General features: G+C 71.9%; 18 protein-coding genes. 9 read left to right on the top strand and 9 right to left on the bottom strand.

Annotated elements, in window-relative coordinates:
* The first annotated feature begins 142 nt into the window (after positions 1-142).
* On the top strand, positions 143-1,936 hold the full coding sequence (locus ACIOMQ_RS12295; RefSeq protein WP_402188900.1) for an MFS transporter: 1,794 nt from the start codon (positions 143-145) through the stop codon (positions 1,934-1,936).
* Here the strand turns inward: ACIOMQ_RS12295 and pepE are convergent.
* Positions 1,899-2,627: a dipeptidase PepE gene (gene pepE, locus ACIOMQ_RS12300; RefSeq protein ID WP_362194954.1), complete on the bottom strand. Its 729-nt coding sequence runs from the start codon at positions 2,625-2,627 to the stop codon at positions 1,899-1,901. The genes ACIOMQ_RS12295 and pepE overlap by 38 nt on opposite strands.
* Positions 2,628-2,656: 29 nt before the next feature.
* Positions 2,657-3,484, bottom strand: a complete 828-nt coding sequence (locus tag ACIOMQ_RS12305) for an IclR family transcriptional regulator (protein ID WP_362194788.1) — start codon at positions 3,482-3,484, stop codon at positions 2,657-2,659.
* A 152-nt stretch (positions 3,485-3,636) separates the two neighbouring features.
* Here ACIOMQ_RS12305 and ACIOMQ_RS12310 point away from each other — a divergent pair, with 152 nt between their 5' ends.
* The 7 genes from ACIOMQ_RS12310 to ACIOMQ_RS12340 all read left to right on the top strand — a co-directional run bounded on the left by ACIOMQ_RS12310 (position 3,637) and on the right by ACIOMQ_RS12340 (position 11,421).
* Positions 3,637-4,590 carry a DUF1177 domain-containing protein gene (locus ACIOMQ_RS12310; RefSeq protein WP_401753353.1) on the top strand — a complete coding sequence of 318 codons (954 nt, stop codon included), beginning with the start codon at positions 3,637-3,639 and terminating at the stop codon, positions 4,588-4,590.
* Positions 4,590-5,978, top strand: coding sequence for a cytosine permease (locus ACIOMQ_RS12315; RefSeq protein ID WP_362194782.1), 1,389 nt, complete (start codon positions 4,590-4,592; stop codon positions 5,976-5,978). The genes ACIOMQ_RS12310 and ACIOMQ_RS12315 overlap by 1 nt, the downstream gene beginning before the upstream one ends.
* Positions 5,975-7,303 carry a M20/M25/M40 family metallo-hydrolase gene (locus ACIOMQ_RS12320; protein WP_362194779.1) on the top strand — a complete coding sequence of 443 codons (1,329 nt, stop codon included), beginning with the start codon at positions 5,975-5,977 and terminating at the stop codon, positions 7,301-7,303. Before ACIOMQ_RS12315 ends, ACIOMQ_RS12320 begins: the two co-directional genes overlap by 4 nt.
* 145 nt (positions 7,304-7,448) lie before the next feature.
* On the top strand, positions 7,449-8,105 hold the full coding sequence (locus ACIOMQ_RS12325; RefSeq protein WP_401263859.1) for a class I SAM-dependent methyltransferase: 657 nt from the start codon (positions 7,449-7,451) through the stop codon (positions 8,103-8,105).
* A gap of 214 nt (positions 8,106-8,319) precedes the next feature.
* Positions 8,320-9,264 (top strand): N-acetylmuramoyl-L-alanine amidase, encoded by a 945-nt coding sequence (locus ACIOMQ_RS12330; RefSeq protein ID WP_362194776.1) that lies wholly within the window; start codon positions 8,320-8,322, stop codon positions 9,262-9,264.
* A 190-nt stretch (positions 9,265-9,454) separates the two neighbouring features.
* Complete coding sequence (locus ACIOMQ_RS12335) at positions 9,455-10,291, top strand: hypothetical protein (protein ID WP_362194773.1); 837 nt, start codon at positions 9,455-9,457, stop codon at positions 10,289-10,291.
* Between the two features lie 122 nt (positions 10,292-10,413).
* A complete protein-coding gene (locus ACIOMQ_RS12340; protein WP_401986400.1) occupies positions 10,414-11,421 on the top strand; it encodes an LLM class F420-dependent oxidoreductase in 1,008 nt (335 codons plus the stop codon).
* 48 nt (positions 11,422-11,469) lie between these two features.
* Here the strand turns inward: ACIOMQ_RS12340 and ACIOMQ_RS12345 are convergent, their stop codons facing one another.
* From ACIOMQ_RS12345 to ACIOMQ_RS12375, 7 genes are all read right to left on the bottom strand, one after another.
* Positions 11,470-12,045: a VOC family protein gene (locus tag ACIOMQ_RS12345; RefSeq protein WP_362194770.1), complete on the bottom strand. Its 576-nt coding sequence runs from the start codon at positions 12,043-12,045 to the stop codon at positions 11,470-11,472.
* Positions 12,046-12,049: 4 nt separating this feature from the next.
* Positions 12,050-13,138, bottom strand: a complete 1,089-nt coding sequence (locus tag ACIOMQ_RS12350; protein WP_362194767.1) for a PHP domain-containing protein — start codon at positions 13,136-13,138, stop codon at positions 12,050-12,052.
* Positions 13,139-13,256: 118 nt separating this feature from the next.
* The gene (locus tag ACIOMQ_RS12355) at positions 13,257-14,033 is read right to left on the bottom strand and encodes a maleylpyruvate isomerase family mycothiol-dependent enzyme (protein ID WP_401263862.1); all 777 of its coding nucleotides are present in this window, start codon (positions 14,031-14,033) and stop codon (positions 13,257-13,259) included.
* Between the two features lie 41 nt (positions 14,034-14,074).
* On the bottom strand, positions 14,075-14,626 hold the full coding sequence (locus ACIOMQ_RS12360; RefSeq protein WP_362194945.1) for a hypothetical protein: 552 nt from the start codon (positions 14,624-14,626) through the stop codon (positions 14,075-14,077).
* 165 nt (positions 14,627-14,791) lie between these two features.
* Positions 14,792-15,865: a prenyltransferase gene (locus ACIOMQ_RS12365; protein ID WP_401986226.1), complete on the bottom strand. Its 1,074-nt coding sequence runs from the start codon at positions 15,863-15,865 to the stop codon at positions 14,792-14,794.
* On the bottom strand, positions 15,862-16,617 hold the full coding sequence (locus ACIOMQ_RS12370; protein ID WP_362194758.1) for a class I SAM-dependent methyltransferase: 756 nt from the start codon (positions 16,615-16,617) through the stop codon (positions 15,862-15,864). Before ACIOMQ_RS12370 ends, ACIOMQ_RS12365 begins: the two co-directional genes overlap by 4 nt.
* A 54-nt stretch (positions 16,618-16,671) precedes the next feature.
* Positions 16,672-18,003: a glycosyltransferase family 4 protein gene (locus ACIOMQ_RS12375; protein WP_401937618.1), complete on the bottom strand. Its 1,332-nt coding sequence runs from the start codon at positions 18,001-18,003 to the stop codon at positions 16,672-16,674.
* A 230-nt stretch (positions 18,004-18,233) separates the two neighbouring features.
* On the opposite strand from ACIOMQ_RS12375, the gene ACIOMQ_RS12380 reads away from it, so the two are divergent.
* Positions 18,234-18,845 (top strand): TetR family transcriptional regulator, encoded by a 612-nt coding sequence (locus tag ACIOMQ_RS12380; RefSeq protein ID WP_362194751.1) that lies wholly within the window; start codon positions 18,234-18,236, stop codon positions 18,843-18,845.
* Positions 18,846-18,897 lie beyond the last annotated feature (52 nt).

Consider the following 18,897-nt stretch of genomic DNA (forward strand, 5'->3'; position numbering starts at 1 on the left):
GCCCCCGTTCCTACCCCGTTCACCGGAATACCGGGGGCATGAGGAAGGTTTCACGCTGCACACACTTGGCGGCCGATGCTGCCCGCCACCTCACCCGCACGCCCCGTCAGATCCTCGATCACGCCGCCCGGAGGCCACCCGCATGCCACAGACGACGAACGGACAGCACGCCGGGGGACTCCCCGATCCGCGGCCGCGCAGGGCGGGCGGCGGCACCGTCCCCGTGCTCGCCTTCGCGGGTATCACCGTCGCGGTGATGCAGACCCTGCTCGTACCCGTCATCAAGGATCTGCCCGCCCTTCTCCGCACCGATCCGTCCAACGCCACCTGGGTGATGACCGCGACCCTGCTGGCGGGGGCCGTCGCGACACCCATCATGGGGCGGCTCGGTGATCTCTACGGCAAGCGGAAGATGCTGCTCGCCAGTCTCGCCGTGATGGTGATCGGTTCACTGATATGCGCCTTCACCGACGATCTCGTGGTCATGATCGCGGGACGCGCGCTCCAGGGCTTCGCCATGGGTGCCATCCCGCTGGGCATCGGCATCATGCGCGACGAGCTGCCGCGCGAGAAGCTCGGTTCGGCGATGGCCCTGATGAGTTCCTCGATCGGGGTGGGCGGCGGACTCGCCCTGCCCGCCGCCGCGCTGGTCGCCCAGCACTTCGACTGGCACACCCTGTTCTTCGGCGCGGCCGCTCTCGGCGTGCTGTCGATGGTGCTCACCGTCCTCGTCGTGCCCGAGACCACGCTGCGCGCCCCCGGGCGGTTCGACCTCGTCGGCGCGCTCGGGCTCTCGCTCGGCCTGGTCTGCCTGCTGCTGCCCGTCACCAAGGGCAGTGACTGGGGCTGGACCTCGGGTGCCACGCTCGGTCTGATCGCCGCCGCCCTGGTGATCCTCGTCCTGTGGGGCCTCTTCGAGCTGCGCAGCCCGGCGCCGCTGGTCGATCTGCGGACCACGGCCCGGCGCGAGGTACTGCTCACCAACCTCGCCTCGATCATGGTCGGGGTCGCGTTCTACGCCGTCTCACTGGTCCTGCCGCAGCTGCTCCAGCTGCCGGCGTCGACGGGGTACGGGCTCGGCCGGTCGATGGTGGTCGCGGGGCTGTGCGTGGCGCCGCTCGGTCTGACGATGATGCTCGTCGCCCCGGTGTACGCCCGGCTGTCCGCCCGCCGGGGCCCCAAGGTGTCGCTGATGCTCGGCCTGCTGATCATCGCGATCGGCTACGGGGCGGGGCTCGGGCTGATGAGCGCCGCCTGGCAGACCGTGATCATCGCGGTGGTGCTCGGGGCCGGCATCGGACTCGCGTACTCCTCACTGCCCGCGCTGATCATCGGGGCCGTCGATCCGTCCGAGACGGGTGCGGCCAACGGGCTGAACACCCTGATGCGGTCGATCGGGACGTCGGTGTCGAGCGCCGTGATCGGCATGGTGCTGGCCAACACCTCGGTGCGGACGGGCGGGGTGCCGCTGCCCTCGATGGAGGGGTTCCGCATCTCCTTCGGGATCGCGACGGGCGCGGTGCTGGCCGGGCTGGTGCTGGCCGCGTTCCTGCCGTCGCAGCGCGACGCGCTGCGCCCGGCCCTCCTGGCGAGCAGCGACGACGCGGCGGCCCCCGCACGCCCCGCGTCCCGCCCGGTCGCCGGTTCGGGCGGATTCCGCGGCCGGGTACGGGACGCGGACGGCGCGCCGGTGGCCCGCGCCAATGTCACGCTGATCGACCACCGGGGCCGGCAGGCCGGTCTCGCCGTGGCGGACGAGGACGGCCACTACATGCTGGCCGCCCCGGCCGGCGGCACGTACGTGCTGGCCGGATCGGCCGCCGGATACGCGCCGCGCGCCTACCCGGCGGCCTACCCCGGCAACGGGCTGCCGGTCGACGCCGATCTGGAGCTCGCGGTCAGTGCACCGGAGCGTCGAACCGCGGTGCCGTCGTGAGCAGATGAGAGACGTCCGACCCGGCCGGAAGCTCCTGCGGCTGCGCGCCGCGGGTGAACAGCCGGGCGGGGTGGGCGCCCTGCACCCGGGCCTGGCGCCCGGAGACCCGCAGCCACGACCCTTCGCGCAGGCCGAGCACCGGCACGTCGTTCTCCTCCAGGAACTCGGTGAGCCGCTCCTCGCGGGTCTCGCCCTTGTGGGTGCTCTCCGGGTCCGGGTCCAGGTAGTGCGGGTTGATCTGGAACGGGACGAGGCCGAGCGTCTCGAAGGACGGCGGCTGCACGATGGGCATGTCGTTGGTGGTGCGGAGGGTGGGGGCCGCCATGTTCGTACCGGCGCTGGCGCCCATGTACGGCAGCCCGCCCCGCACCGCTTCGGTCACGGCGTCCCGCAGACCGGTCCGGTACAGGGCGCTCAGCAGCCGGAAGGAGTTGCCGCCGCCGATGAACACCGCGTCGGACGCGGCGAGTTCGGCAACGGGGTCGGCGTTCTCGTGGACCCCGCGGACGGTGATGCCGGACGGCGCGAGGGCGTCGCGGACGCGTGCGGTGTACGCGGTGTAGTCGGCGAGCGCGTACGGCACGAAGGCCAGCCGGGCACCGGAGGGCAGGAACGCGGTGACGGTGTCGAGGGCGTGTTCCAGGTAACCGCGGCCGTACTGGGTGGAGTTGGAGAGCAGCAGCAGATTCACGGGGTTCCTCTTGGTCATGTTCTGGATCATCAGGTGGTGCGGGGGCGGCGGGCGCGGGGCTTCGGGCGCTGCGGCGGCTGGGTGAGCCGCCGCTCCAGCAGCTGGGCCGCGTGGCGCAGGGCGTCGAGCCGGTCCTGCGGAGCCCCGCGGAAGAGTTCCTCGGCACCGCCGAGGCTGAGGCTCCCGTACGGTTCGCGCCCGAGGAAGACCGGTACGGCGACGGTCGCGATACCGGTGTCGTACTCGCCGACCGTCCAGGCGTACCCCTGGGCACGGACTCTGAGGAACTCCTCCTCCAGCCGGTCCGGGTCGGTGACCGTCCGGTCGGTGAAGCGGGCCATCGGGCGGCCCCGGAAGAGCCGGTGGCGCTGCTCGTCGGGCAGATACGCGTAGTACGACTTGCTGGTCGCCCCGGCGTGCGCCGGGTAGAGCTCACCGACGAGCGGGTAGTAGCGCAGCGGCCCGGCCTCCCCCTCCTCCGCGGCGACGCACCGCATGTGGAAGCTGTCCGGCAGGCAGAACAGGACGGTGTCGCCGGTGACCCGGCACAGCTCCTCCAGCACCGGCCCGGCCAGCAGCTCCAGCGATCCGGAACGCTCCCAGAGCCTGCCCAGGCGCAGCACCGCGGGGCCGATGCGGTAGCGGCGGGTGGCCGGGTCGGAGACCAGGAAGCCGCGCCCGGCGAGGGTGGCGAGCAGCCGCTGGGCCACCGAGGTGTCCCAGCCGAACTCCTCGGCGACCTCGGTGACGCCCCAGTCGGGCCGGGTCCGCTCGAAGGCGAGCAGCACGAGGAGCGCCCGGTCGACGGTTTGCAGCGCCCCGGCGGGGGTGCGCCGGTCCAGATCGAAGTCGGCCATCGTCATCTCACCATTCAGACCTGAATTGCAAATAACGGGAAACAGTTGCGTTCAACGCTATCCGATCCCGAATGTTGCCTCAGCACCCCGCCCCGCGCTTCCCCCGTCGAGCGCCTCGGCCCGGGTGCCCGGATGAGCGAGAAAGGCCCCCCATGTTGAAGTACGTACTGGACATCGTCGAGCTGCTGGACGATCCCCAGGTCAATGGCAAGACGGTCGCCGAGTACCTCGACTCCGTGAGCGGGGCCGAGGGTTCGTCGGCACAGGTCACCACGGTCACCGGCGAGCGGGGCTCGACGGACTTCGTGACGGTCCGCATCCCGGGCGCCCGAGGGCGTACGTCGGGAGGCAGCGCCCGCACGCTGGGCGTGGTCGGCCGGCTCGGCGGCATCGGCGCCCGGCCCGAGGTGACCGGCATGGTCTCCGACGCCGACGGCGCGGTCTCCGCCCTCGCCACCGCCGCGAAACTGCTCGACATGCGCCGCCGCGGCGATGTGCTGCCCGGCGATGTGATCGTTGCCACCCACATCTGCCCGGACGCGCCGACCGAGCCGCACGACCCGGTGCCGTTCATGGGCTCGCCCGTGGACATCGCCACCATGAACCGCCACGAGGTGACCGGCGAGATGGAGGCCGTGCTCTCCATCGACACCACCAAGGGCAACCGGATCATCAACCACAAGGGCCTCGCCCTGTCGCCCACCGTCAAGGAGGGCTGGGTGCTCCGGGTCGGCGAGCAGCTCGGCGAGCTGCTGGCCGTGGTGACCGGTGAGCCGTTGGTCACGTACCCGGTGACCACACAGGACATCACCCCGTACGGTAATGGTGCACACCACATCAATTCGATCCTGCAGCCCTCCACCGCGACGGCCGCCCCGGTCGTCGGTCTGGCCATCACCTCGGCCGCCGCGGTGCCGGGCTGCGGTACGGGCGCGAGCCACGAGACGGACATCGCGTCCGCCGCCCGCTACGCCGTGGAGGTCGCCAAGGCCTACGGCGGCGGCCACCTGGACTTCCACGACGCGGTGGAGTTCGACAACCTCGTCAACCGCTACGGGTCGCTGGCTCACCTGCAGACCTTCGGCCGTACACCCCAGGAGTCCTGATGGCAGCCGCCCCGCAGGCCGAGGCCGTGGCCCCCGAGGCCAGAAGCATCGGCAGCGACGACTACGCGCTCTCCCGCGTCCCGCGTGACAAGCGCTTCGGTTTCTGGTCCATGCTGCTCCAGTGGCTGGCCCAGTCCGGCTCGATCTCGCAGTTCACCCTCGGCGCCACCATCGGTGTCGGCATGACCTTCGGGGACGCCTTCCTCGCCTTCACGCTCGGCGCGGTGATCCTGGAGGTCGTGATCTTCGCGATCGGTCTGGCCGGGATGCGCGAGGGTCTGGCGACCCCGATGCTGACCCGCTGGGTCGGCTTCGGACGCAACGGCTCGGCGCTGGTCAGCTTCGTCATCGCGGTCAGCCTGGTCGGCTGGTTCGGCGTCCAGAACACGATCTTCGGCAACAGCGTCTCGGCGCTGGTCGGCGGCCCGTCCTGGATGTGGTGCGTGCTGGCCGGCATCGCCATCACCGCCCTGGTGATCTTCGGCTTCAAGTACATGGCCGTCTTCGCCAAGATCGTCACACCGCTCTTCTTCGCGATGGTCGCCTGGTCGATCGTCTCGACGCTGAAGGACCACTCGATCAGCGACCTGATCCACTCGCCGCCGCCCGGCCAGACGATTCCGCTGGCCGTCGCCGCCACCGCCATCGCGGGCGGCTTCATGACCGGTGCGATCGTGGCCCCGGAGATGACCCGGTACAACAGGAAGGGCTCGCACGTCTTCCTGCAGAGCGCCTCCTCGATGATCCTCTCCGAGTACATCGTCGGCATGACCGGTGTGCTCCTGGGCCACCTGGTCAAGAGCAACGAGGTCTCGCACATCGTGCTCTCCACCTCCGGCGCCTTCGGCGTCATCGTGGTCCTGATGTCCACCGCCAAGATCAACGACTGGAACCTGTACGGCTCCTCGCTCGGCGTCGTCAACTTCTTCCAGGTCGTCTTCGGCAAGCGGCTGCACCGCGGCGCAGTCACGATCGTCCTCGGCATCGCGGGCACGGCCCTGTCCGCGGTCGGGATCATGACCCACTTCACCGAGTTCCTCTCCGTCCTCGGTGTGGCGATCCCGCCGATCGGCGGGATCATCGTGGCCGAGTACTGGGTCGTGAAGAAGATGCGCAAGCCGCTGGACGAAACCCGGGAGTCGCAGACCCTGCCGAAGTCCTCGCCGACCTGGGTGCCGATGTCCATCGCCATCTGGATCGCGGCGTTCTGCGTCGGCAAGTTCTACGACGGCGGCATCCCGGCCCTGAACTCGCTGGCCACCGCCTTCGTCCTGTACAGCGTTCTCGGCCTGCTGGGCTGGGTGAAGCCGTACGGCACCTCCACCCTGGACGACGAGGACGACACCGCCCCCGCCGCCCGTGCGACAACCTCTGCGGGAGCAGCATGACCATCCCCGACCCCACCGCCTCGTTCGTCCCGGCCTCCGACGAGGCCCAGGACGAGGTCGTCGGACTCTGCGCCGAACTGATCAGGTTCGACACCTCCAACCCCACCAGCAACGAGCGCGCGAGCGCCGACTGGGTGGTGGGCCGCCTCGCCGAGGTGGGCATCGAATCCGAGCTGGTCGAGTCCGCCCCGGGCCGCGCCAACGTCATCGCCCGGATCGCGGGCGGCGACCCGGAGCGCGGCGCCCTCCTCGTCCACGGCCATCTGGACGTGGTCCCCGCCGACGCCTCCGAGTGGCAGGTCCCGCCGTTCTCCGGCGAGATCCGCGACGGCTACCTCTGGGGCCGCGGCGCGATCGACATGAAGGACACGGTGGCCGTCATGCTGGCCACCGCCCGCCACTTCGCCCGTACCGGCACCAGGCCCTCGCGCGATCTGGTCCTCGCCTTCCTCGCCGACGAGGAGGCGGGCGGGAAGTTCGGCGCCCACTGGCTGGTCGAGCACCGCCCGGAGCTCTTCTCCGGGGTCACCGAGGCCATCGGCGAGGGCGGCGGCTTCTCCTTCGCCATCGACGACACCCGTCGCCTCTACCCGATCGAGAACGCCCAGCGCGGCATGGCCTGGATGGAGCTCACCGCCACCGGCCGGGCCGGCCACGGCTCGTCCCCCAACGACGAGAACGCGGTCACCGACCTCGCCGAGTCGCTGACCCGCATCGGCCGCGCGACCTTCCCGGTCCGCCTGATCGCACCGGTCCGCGCCCTGCTCGAAGAAGCCGCCCGCCTCTACGGGGTCGAGTTCGACGAGAACGACATCGAGGGCAGCCTCGCCAGGCTCGGCCCGGTCTCCGACTTCATGCAGGTGGTGCTCCGCAACTCCGCGAACCCCACCATGTTCGACGCGGGCTACCAGACCAACGTCATCCCCGGAAAGGCGACCGCCCGCGTGGACGGCCGCTTTCTCCCCGGCCACGAGCAGGAGCTGATCGACACGATCGACGAACTCCTCCTCCCCTCCGTCACCCGCGAGTGGGTCAACCACGACATCGCGCTGGAGACGACGTTCGACGGCCCGCTGGTCGACGCCATGTGCGAGGCCGTGCGCGCCGAGGACCCGGACGGCCACCCGGTCCCGTACTGCAACCCCGGCGGCACCGACGCCAAGGCCTTCACCCACCTCGGCATCCGCTGCTTCGGCTTCAAGGGCCTCAAGCTCCCGCACGACCTGGACTACGGCCGGCTGTTCCACGGCGTGGACGAGCGCGTCCCGCTGGAGGGCCTGCGCTTCGGCGTCCGCGTCATGACCCGACTCTGGCAGAGCTGCTGACCTCCACATCAGAGCCCCGCCAGGTGGCGCCCCGACCCGGGCTCACCCCGCGTACGCCCCCGCCGATGTCTTCGGCGGGGGCGTACGGCACGATGGGGCGCCGTCGAACGCGCACCCCGCAGAACCGTCCCACCAGGAGGAACCCGTGCCCGCCGAGTCCGTCGCCGAGCCGTCGCCCGAGATTCTCGCCGCCTTCCAGGCCGCCAAGGGCTTCATGCCGGTGGTCGAAGGACTGGCGCTGTACCGGGCCGCCGCCGAGGCCGCGGCTCTCGGGCTGCCGATCCTCGAAGTCGGCACCTACTGCGGGCGCTCCACCGTCCTGCTCGCCGACATCGCCCGAGCGGCCGGTGTGACGGCCCTCACCGTCGACCACCACCGCGGCAGCGAGGAGCAGCAGCCCGGCTGGGAGTACCACGACCCGACCGTCGTGGACCCGGAGGTCGGCCGGATGGACACGCTGCCGACGTTCCGCAGGACCCTGCACGCGGCCGGTCTCGAAGACCACGTCGTGGCACTGGTCGGACGGTCTCCGCAGGTCGCGGCCGTGTGGGGCGGAAGGCTCGGACTCGTCTTCATCGACGGCGGCCACACCGACGAGCATGCGAACGGCGACTACGAGGGCTGGGCCCCGCATGTCGCCGAGGGCGGGCTGCTGGTGATCCACGACGTGTTCCCTGATCCGGCGCACGGCGGCCAGGCCCCGTACCGCGTGTATCTGCGGGCGCTGGCCTCCGGCGCGTTCGCCGAGGTCTCGGTGACGGATTCGCTGCGGGTGCTGCGGCGCACCGGAACGGGCATCTGAGCGAGTACCGAGGCGTACCGGAACGGGACTCCGAGCAGGTGCTGCCGCGTACCGGACCAGGCATCCGGGCAGGTGCTGCCCCGTACCGGAACGGGCATCCGAGCGAGTACCGAGGCGTACCGGAACGGGGCTCCGAGCGGGCCGGGTTCGGGCACGGGGCGCAGGTGCGAGGCATCCGGGCCGGTCGGCCGAAGGGCCCCGATAGCATCGCGGGGTGCCGTACGACGAGAGCGTTCCCCCCACACCGCGCCGCCGGCCCCTGCTCGCCGCCGCCGTGCTCGCCGCCGTGTCCCTGACCGCCGCGGGCTGCGGCGCGGGCGAAGACGGCGGCGGGGCGCAGGCCCGGCCCGTGCCGGGCGGCGGCGGTACCACCGCCGCGCCGTCGTCGGCCCCGCCGTCGAAGAGCGCCCCGGCCCCGGAGAAGACCTCCGCCTCCACCGCCCCGTCCGCGAAGCCCTCGAAGTCCACGGGCGGCCGGGCCACCGGACCGCTGTCCGGGAAGACCGTCGTCATCGACCCCGGACACAACCCCGGCAACCATCTGCACACCCGCGAGATCAACCGCCAGGTGGACATCGGCACCACGCACAAGGAGTGCGACACCACCGGGACATCGACCGACTCCGGTTACGCGGAAGCCCGGTTCACCCTCGACGTGTCGCACCGGCTGCGCACGCTCCTGCGCGCGCAGGGCGCGAACGTCGTGCTGACATACGACAACGACCGCCCGTACGGGCCCTGTGTCGACGAGCGCGCCCGGATCGGCAACGAAGCCGGGGCGGACGCCGTGGTCTCGGTGCACGCGGACGGTTCCGCGGTCGGCAACCGCGGCTTCCACGTGATCCTTCCCGGACTGGTGCGGGGCGGGGCGGCGGACACCTCGAAGATCGTCGAGCCGTCGCGCGATCTCGGCACCCGGATCGCCGGCCTCTTCGTCCGCGATACCGGAAGTGCGCCTTCCAATTACGTCGGCGGCAATAGCGGGTTGGACATCCGCAAGGATCTGGGCGGACTGAATTTGTCGACCGTGCCCAAAGTCTTCATCGAATGCGGCAATATGCGTGATCCGAAGGATGCCGCCCTGCTCACCAGCGCGGGATGGCGTCAGAAGGCGGCGCAGGGCATTGCCGAGGGCATCAGCAGCTACCTGAAGGGGTAGCAAGAGGTAGTTCTGAGGCGAAATTGGGGGGAAGTGCGTCCGAGCTCCGGGCAGGGGCACAACCCGGCCGGGCAGACGATAGATTCATCCGTACGATGGAGCCGCCCCCGAGCTTCGCGCCGTGCCCGCCGTACCCGTACAGGCGGCAGCGACGACCGCCCCGACGAGACGACCGACTAAGGACCTTCACGTGAATATCCGCTCCCTCACTCGAGGCGACGGCGTGGTGATCGGAGCAGCGGTGGTGCTGTTCATCGCCTCTTTCCTCGACCTCTCCGGCTTCGACTGCCCTGCGGGCCTCAACTGCTCCAGCTACAACGCCCCGAACGCCTGGGACGCCCTCGGGATCCTCATGAGCGTCTTCCTGGCCGGAATCATCGGTGCGGCGCTGGTCGTTGTGGGCCGTGCCATGCCGAACCGCAAGGTCGTCGGGCTCGACCTCGGTCAATTCGGTGCCGCCTTCTGCGTCTTCGCGCTGTGGACGGCATTCTGGACGACCATCGACGCCAGCAACGCCGGCGCCGGAATGATCCTCGGCCTGCTCGGGTCCATCGTGCTCGCGGGCGGCGCGATCGCCACCCCGCTGGTCCCCGCGCTCAAGGCACCGCTGATGGGCTCCCCGCGTCCGCAGGCCGTGCAGCCGCCGTACGGCGGTCAGCCGCAGCCCGGCCAGGGATACGGCTACCCCGGCGCCCAGCAGCAGCCGTACGGCGCGCAGCCGGGTCAGCAGCAGCCGTACGGCGCGCAGCCGCAGGCCGGTCAGCCGCAGCCCGGTCAGCCCGAGCCGCAGAAGGCCCAGCCGGCCCCGGCGGCCGGTGCGGCGACCGGTGACTTCACACCGTTCTGGTTCGCGGTGCCGGTGGCCCGCCCGCTGTACGGGGAGGACGGTTCGCCGTCACCGATCGCCGAACTGGCGCCCGGCACCTGGTACCTCGCGGTGGAGCAGCGCGGTGCCGCGCTCATCGCCCAGACGCAGGACGGCCGTCGCGGGGTGCTCCAGGACACCACGGGCATCCAGCGCGGCTGAGTCCACGCCCCCGCAGGACGAACAGCGGCCCCCCGCCCCTTCCGGGCGGGGGGCCGCTGTCGTACCCTCCGTCCGTGCGTCAGACAACTGACACACCGTCAGGAATACTGGGAGGCGGCGGAATGCGGCTCGGACTCGCGCTCGGCTACTGGGGCCGCGGCCCGGACCCCGCCCACCTGGACCTCGCCCGGGAGGCGGAGGCACTGGGATACGCATCGGTGTGGACGGCGGAGGCCTGGGGCTCCGACGCGTTCACCCCGCTGACCTGGATCGCCGCACACACCTCCCGGATCCGGCTGGGCACCGGCATCGCACAGATGGCGGCGCGCACCCCGACCGCGACCGCCATGCACGCCCTCACCCTCGACCATCTCTCCGGCGGCCGGATGATGCTCGGCCTGGGGCTGTCCGGGCCGCAGGTGGTGGAGGGCTGGTACGGGCGGCCGTTCCCGAAGAGCCCGCTGACCGCCACCCGCGAGTACGTCGACGTCATCCGCCAAGTGCTCGGCCGCAAGGCCCCCGTGGAACTGGCCGGGCGCTTCCACTCCCACCCGTACGACGGCCCGGACGGCACCGGTCTGGGCAAGCCGCTGAAGCCGATCACGCATCCGCTGCGGGCGCGGCTGCCCGTGCTGCTCGGGGCGGAGGGGCCGAAGAACATCGCGCAGACGACACGGATCGCCGACGGCTGGCTGCCGCTGTACTGGTCGCCGCTGCGCACCGATGTGTACGAGGCGTCGCTGACCGGTCTGCCCGACGGATTCATGATCGCGCCGATGGTCCGGGCGCGGGTCTGTGACGATGTGGCCGAGGGGCTGCTGCCGGTGAAGGCGATGCTCGGCTTCTACATCGGGGGCATGGGGCACGCGGCCCGCAACTTCCACGCCGATCTGATGGCACGGATGGGTTTCGAGGAGGAGGCGCGGCGGATCCAGCGGCTCTTCCTCGAAGGGCGCAAGGAGGAGGCGGTGCTGGCCGTACCGGACGCGTTCGCCGATGAGATCTCGCTCGTCGGCCCGCGCCGGCGCATCGCGGAACGGCTGGAGTTGTGGCGCAAGGGGCCGGTGACCGATCTGCTGGTGACGGCGCCGGACCCGCACACCCTGCGGGTGCTCGCGGAGCTCAACTGAGGGCTGTCCCGTCATCCGCGGCGGGCGCCGGGGACGGCGGGGCAGACCTCAGGCCGCCGGCCGGGCCGGGTCCGTGGGCCAGGCTCCGGTGGCGACCGGGGTGGGGCGGACGCGCCGCCGTGTCGCGGTGTGCTCCCAGGGCTGGGGGTCGGGGTACGTCAGGAGTTCCAGGGTGCTGCCCCACGGGGTGCGCAGATACGCGAACCGGTTGCGCTCCCCCGCTTCGGGACCCGGCAGCGGCTGCGCCTCGGCGAGCAGCGAGGCGCCCGCGGCGACACATTTCCGTACGGCCGCGTCCAGGTCGTCCGCGTAGAGGGCCACATGCTGCCAGCCGAAGTCGCAGGGCCGCACCGGGGGTTCGCGGCGGGGCCCCTGGAACTCGAACAGCTCGATGCCCGGTCCGTCGCCGGGGAGGGCCAGCATCCGGACCGCCAACTGCTGGGTACCCGCCGGGACACCGAGCCGGCGCTCGACCTCCGGTCCTGCGCGCGGCCCGTCATGGCGGCGCAGGCCGTCGTACAGCACCTCGGCGCCGAACGCCCTGACGAGGAAGAGGGTCGCGGTCTCCAGATCGGGGACCGTGACCCCGATGTGGTCGATCCCTCGCACGCTTGTGGCCGTCATGGCTTCACCACTCCCGTCCCGGGGCTGCGCCGACCGCCCCGTCCGCCCCGTCCGCCCCGGAACGGACCCGCTCCGGGGTCGTACCCCCGCGCGACCAGGCCAGCAGCTCGCCGGCCGGCCAGGTGGTGACCACGCGCTCCGCCGGGACGCGGCACTCCTCCGCGCGGGCGCAGCCGTGGATCTGCCAGTCCAGCTGTCCCGGCGCGTGTGCGTCGCTGTCGACGGCGAACAGGGTGCCCGCGCCGACGGCGCGGCGCAGCAGCCGGCGGGGCGGGTCGAGCCGTTCGGGACGGCTGTTGATCTCCACCGCCGTGCCCGCCTCCGCACACGCGGCGAAGACCTCGTCCGCGTCGAACCGGGATTCCGGGCGGCCCCGGCCGGTGAGCAGCCGCCCGGTGCAGTGCCCGAGGACGTTCGCCCGCGGATGGCGGACGGCCGCGAGCAGGCGCCTGGTCATGGGGGCGGGGTCCATCCGCAGTGCGGAGTGCGCGGAGACGACCACGACGTCCAGCTGTTCCAGCAGCTCCTCCTCCTGGTCGAGGGAGCCGTCGGGGAGGATGTCGCACTCGATGCCGGTGAGCAGCCGGAACGGCGCCCACTGCCTGTTGAGTCCGGCGATCGCGTCCAGCTGGCGGCGCAGCCGCTCCGGGGAGAGCCCGTTCGCCACGGTCAGCCGGGGCGAGTGGTCGGTCAGGACCGCCCACTCATGGCCCAGCTCCGCCGCTGTGCGGCCCATCTCCTCGATCGGGCTGCCGCCGTCCGACCAGTCGGAGTGCAGATGGCAGTCGCCGCGCAGCAGCGCGAGGAGGCTGCCGCCGCCCTCGGGGAGCGGGGCGGCGGCGGCCTCCTCCTCCAGCCGCTCCAGGTAGCCGGGCACCTCCCCGGCCACCGCCTCGCGGATCACCTGCCCGGTCTTCGGCCCGATGCCCCTGACCGTCTCCAGCGAGCCGTCCGCCGCCCGCCGCGCGGCCTCGCCGTCCGCCATCGCCGCCACCGTGTCGGCGGCGGCGCGGAACGCCTGGACGCGGTAGGTCGCGGCCCTGCCGCGTTCCAGCAGGAAGGCGATCCGTCTCAGGGCGCGGACGGGCTCCATCGGCACCTCCACCGGGGCCGCCGGACACAACGGGCTCTCCTCTCCAGCTTGGCTCAGCACCGCCCCGCCCGCACAGCGGACGCGGAGCGCCCGGCGGGCGGCGGCGGCCGGTACGCGCTCAGCCGAAGGTGGTGCGCTCCAGCCAGAAGTCCAGCAGCTCCGCGTCCCCCAGCACCTCGACGCGGTCGCTGTCCGCCGCAAGGCGCCGGTTGAAGACCAGCATGACGTCGGTGAGCGGGCCCCGCAGGGACACCGTCGCCTTCTCGTGGGCGTGCCGCCAGCCGAAGCCGTCCGCGCCGAACTCGATCAGCCACTCGGCATCCGGTACGTCCGTGGCGTGCAGATGGATCGAGCGCCCGGCGCCGGTCAGCCCGGCGGCCCTCTTGTCGCCGGTGGACCGCACGAAGGCGATGATCTCCAGCCACTCCTCGATGGTGTCCGCGGCCAGCTCCGGAGCCACCTCGTACCCGGCCCCCGCGGTGAGCGCCGCGTCGGCCTGGTGGACGATCGTCTCGTGCGCCATGCGGCGGGACCAGAAGCCGGTGCTGCGCTCCCATCCCCAGGACCACACCTTCTCGTCGGGGCCGGCCGCGCGCAGGAGCCCGGCGGTCTCCGCCGCCCCGTCCGCCAGCCAGGCGTCGAGCACGGCGGGGTCGTCGCCCTCGGGCCTGGACTCCGCCACCTGTTGGAGCGGGACCATTTCGGTGGCCCGGGTGCGTACGATCTCGCTCACCCAGCGGTGCGCTCCACCGACGTGGACGGCGAGATCGCGCAGGGTCCAGTCGGGGCAGGTCGGGACGGTCGCGCCGAGGTCGGCGCCGTTGATCGCCGCCCTCAACGCGTCGGTACGGCCGATGATTTCGTCACAGTAGAGGTCGTGTGAGAGTACGCTCATGGCACGTACCCTAGTTCGATCAAGGGCCGGGACCGCATCGATTATCCGCCGAGTTGCGAGGTGGTGGGCACCTTGTCCTTCACCTCGGCGCCCGCACTCTTGCCCGCGTCCTTGACGCTGTTGATCACGCCCTCGAAGGCGCCGACGTCGCCTTCGCCCGCCTGGCCGTTGCGCAGCTTGGTGCCGAGCCCCTTGAGCGATTCGATGCCCGCCGTCAGCGGCGCGACCGCCTTCGAGAGCAGCGGGTCGCCCTTGGCATTGACGGCGGCGGCCTTCAGCCGGTTGTAGGCGAAGCCACCCGCGAGACCGGCCTTGACCAGGGCGAACTTCCGCCCGTCCGCGCCCTTCTTGAACGTACCCGCGCGGTACGGCTTCACGATCCACTGATACGTCGCCCCGGCCGCGAGCCCCGCGTTGGCGACGAACCGCGTCTTGGCGAGTTTCTGCGCCTGCGCCGAGGCCGTGCCGCTCGGGGACGCGGAGCTGCTCGCGCTGTTCTTGCCACCGCCGCCGCACGCGGTCGCGCCCACGAGCACGGCGCAGGACAGCAGCAGCGGGACGAGCGGACGGCGGAGCGGCACGGAACCGTTCACGGCGGAACTGGGCACAGCGGGCCTCCCTGGCCGGGCACCTCACGGCGACCTCTGCGGTGAGTGGCGGAATTCGCCACGCCCCGCAAGGCTCGCCCGGCCCCGGGCGGTCCGCCACTCGGGGCCGCCGTCCGGGTTCCGCCCGCCGGGAAGAGGCCCCGGCGGCCCTCAGTCGCAGCAGTCCGGTTCCAGCCCGCGCGGCAGGTACTCGCCGCTGAAGACGGCCGTGGTCGCCTCGTCGCCGCCGAGCGCGGCCACCGCGAGCAGCAGGGAACCGGCGGTCCAGGTGGTGAGTTCCTCCGGCCAGAACGCCCGGTTGCCCTCGAAGACGTACCCCGTCCAGTACATGCCGCCCTCGGCGCGCAGATGCTGGACGGACTGGAGGATCTCCAGCGCCCGGTCGGACTCGCCCATCACCCAGAGCGCCAGGGCGAGTTCGCAGCTCTCGCCGCCGGTCACCCACGGGTTGGGCAGGACGCAGCGCACCCCGAGGCCGGGGACCACGAAGCGGTCCCAGCCCTCCTCGACGCGCTCCTTGGCGGCCGCTCCGGTGAGCGCGCCGCCGAGGACCGGGTAGTACCAGTCCATCGAGTAGCGGCTCTTGTCGAGGAATCGCTCCGGGTGGCTGCGGATCGCGTGGGCCAGTGCGCCGGTCGCCAACTCCCAGTCGGGCTGCGGCTCCTCGCGCCGTTCGGCGAGGGCGAGTGCGCAGCGCAGCGCCTGGTGGATGGAGGAGCAGCCGGTCAGCAGGGCGTCGTCGACCGGGGTTCCGTCGGCTTCGCGCTTCCAGCCGATCTGCCCGCCGGGCTGCTGGAGCCGCAGCACGAATTCGACGGCTGCGAAGACGGTCGGCCACATCCGGTCGACGAACGCGTCGTCGCCGGTGGCGAGGTAGTGGTGCCAGACGCCGACGGCCACGTACGCGCAGAAGTTGGTCTCCAGACCGCGGTCGGTGGGCCGTTCCGGGTCACCGTCGTGGTACGCGGCGTACCAGGAGCCGTCCTCGTTCTGATGCCGGGCCAGCCAGTCGTACGCGCGTTCCGCCGCGGCGTGCTCGCCCGCCGCGTCGAGGGCCATGGCGGCCTCGGTGTGGTCCCACGGGTCGAGGTGGTGGCCGCGGAACCAGGGCAGCGCACCGTCCTCGCACTGCGCAGCGAGGAGGGCGGCGACGGTCTCGGCGGCCTGCTCGGCGGTGAGGACTCCGGGCAGTACGAGGTGTTCGGTCTGCTCGGGAGTGGTCACGCCTCGGCCCTGGAGAGGTCCTCGGCGGCGGCCACGGGCAGGTGCGGCTTGGTCGCGTACGCCACGAAGCTCTTGCCCACGACCGGGTTGAGCAGCTGCTCGGCCACCCGGGTCGCCCTCGGCTTCTTCATGATGTCCCAGACCAGCAGCTTGTGGTACGCGCGAACCGGCAGCGCTTTGTCGTTGTCCACCCCGAACGCGCACTTGAGCCACCAGTACGGCGCGTGCAGGGCGTGGGCGTGATGGGTGCCGTACGGCTTGAGACCGGCACCGCGGATCTTGCCGAGCAGCTCATCGGCCTTGTAGATGCGGATGTGGCCGCCCTCGACCTCGTGGTAGGCGTCGGAGAGCGTCCAGCAGACCTTCTCGGGGCCGTAGCGGGGCACGGTGATCGCGATCCGGCCGCCGGGCCTGAGGACCCGGACCATCTCGGCGAGCACGCCCTTGTCGTCGGGGATGTGCTCCATCACCTCGGAGATGATCACGACGTCGAAGGACTCGTCGGGGAACGGCAGGTTGAGCGCGTCGCCCTCCATCGCGGTGGCGGTGGCGCCCTCGGGGGCCTCGCCCGCCTCCTTCATCGCGGCGAACCACTTCGCGACCTCGCGGATCTCCTCGGCGTTGCGGTCGAGGGCCACGACCTGGGCGCCGCGCCGGTAGCACTCGAAGGCGTGGCGTCCGGCGCCGCAGCCCAGGTCGAGCACTCGGTCACCTGCGGCGAGCGGGAAGCGGGTGAAATCCACGGTCAGCACGGAGGCCTGCTTTCGCGGTCGAGGGGGATCAGTGGGCGGGGGCGGACTGCGGGGTCACCGTCGCCCGCCGGGACGCGTGGTGGCCGCGCGGGCGGCGATCGCCTCGCGGTAGAGGGCGGCGGTGCCGAGGGCGGCCTGCTTCCAGGTGAACCGGGACAGCACCCGGGCGCGGCCCGCCGCGCCGAGCCGGGCGCGCAGTTCCGGGTCGCCGAGCAGCCGGGCGAGCGCGCCGGCCAGCGCCCCGGCGTCGCCGGGCGGAACGGCCAGGCAGGTCTCGCCGTCCGGGCCCGCGACCTCGGGGATCGCGCCGCCCGTGGTGGCGACGAGGGGCGTGCCGGTGGCCATGGCCTCGGCGGCGGGCAGCGAGAACCCTTCGTACAGCGAGGGGACGCAGGCGATCTGGGCGCCGCGCACCAGGTCGACGAGTTCGGCGTCGCTGATGCCCTTGACGAACTCGACGGCGTCCTGGAGCCCGTGCCGCTCGATGGCCTGCGCGACCGGTCCGTCCTCGGCCCGCTTGCCGACGACCACCAGGTGCGCCCGCGGGTTCTCGGCGCGGAGTTCGGCAAGCGCCTCGACGAGGTGGACGAGGCCCTTGAGCGGGACGTCGGCGCTGGAGGTGGTGACGATCCTTCCGGGCACCTCGGCGACCGAGGGATCGGGCGACCAGAGGTCGGTGTCGGCGCCGATGTGCACGACGTGGATGCGGCCTTGGGGCACCCCGAGCTGGTCGACGATCTCCTGCTTGGAGGAGCCGGAGACGGTGAGCACGGAGGGCAGTCTGCGCGCGACCCGCTTCTGCATGCGGGTGAAGGCGTACCAGCGGCGTACGGAGGCCCGTCGGCGCCGGGTCCCGGCGGCGTCCAGGTCCAACTGCCGGTCGACCGTGATGGGGTGGTGGATCGTGGTGACGAGTGGGGCACCGAGGTCCGCCAACAGCCCGTAGCCGAGCGTCTGGTTGTCGTGGATGACGTCGAACTCGCCCCGGCGGGCGGCGAGATGGCGGCGGGCGCGGAGGCTGAAAGTGAGCGGTTCCGGGAAGCCGCCGGTCCACATGGTGGCGACCTCGGCGGCGTCGATCCAGTCCCGGTACTCGCCGCGCTTCGGGGTGCGGAACGGGTCGGGCTGGCGGTAGAGGTCCAGGCTCGGCAGCTCGGTGAGCGGGACGCCCTCGTCGAGCACCGGGTAGGGCTGGGCGCCGATCACCTCGACGCTGTGGCCGAGACGGGCGAGCTCGCGGCCGAGGTGGCGTACGTAGACGCCCTGGCCGCCGCAGAAAGGATTCCCCTTGTAGGTGAGGAGTGCGATGCGCAACGGACGCTCGCCGGGGGTGCCCGACGCGTCGCTGCCCGCGCGGGGGCCCGTCTCTACGGCCTCAGCGGTCACACTCGGCCCCCTTCTCACTGCGTGTTCGCCGGAGCGTAACCGCTCACGCTAATCTAGAACAAGTTTCAGACTGGATCGTTCAATGAGCTACGAATCTACCGGCAGGTAGCGTCGGTGCAACGGCCGGACCGGGTGATTCGCGCCACGACCGGGCGCCCTGGCATGCTGTGCGCCGCCGGGAGACCGAGCGCCTCCCTCCGGTTGCGGACAGAAGCCATGGATGGGGACACATGACAGCGGAAGCCAAGCCGGCATCGCCGCCCCTGACGGAACGCCAGGAGGCCCGTCGCCGCCGTATCCTGCACGCCAGCGCCCAGCTCGCCTGCCGGGGCGGATTCGAGGCGGTCCAGATGCGCGAGGTAGCGGAGGCCGCCGAGGTCGCCCTGGGCACGCTGTACCGCTATTTCCCGTCCAAGATCCATCTCCTGGTCGCCACCATGCAGGACCAGCTCCAGCACCTGCACACGACGCTGCACAAGCGTCCCCCGGCCGGGGACGACGCGGCGCAGCGGGTCGCCGACACCCTGATGCGGGCGTTCCGCGCACTCCAGCGCGAACCGCATCTGGCGGACGCCATGGTGCGGGCGCTGACCTTCGCGGACCGCAGCGTCAGCCCGGAGGTGGACACGGTCTCGCGGATCACGACGGCGATCATCCTGGACGCGATGGGCCTGGAACATCCGACGCCGGAGCAGCGGTCCGCGGTCCGGGTCATCGAGCACACCTGGCACTCGGCGCTGATCACCTGGCTGTCGGGGCGGGCGTCGATCGCCCAGGTGAAGATAGACATCGAGACGGTGTGCCGGCTGATCGACGTGACGGCGCCCCGGGACACCCCGTAGCGGATCGGGGTCCTTTCCTCACCTGCCCCTCACCGCCCCGCCCGAAAGCACC

The sequence above is a fragment of the Streptomyces sp. NPDC087845 genome (assembly GCF_044742755.1).
Classification (GTDB): Bacteria; Actinomycetota; Actinomycetes; order Streptomycetales; family Streptomycetaceae; genus Streptomyces.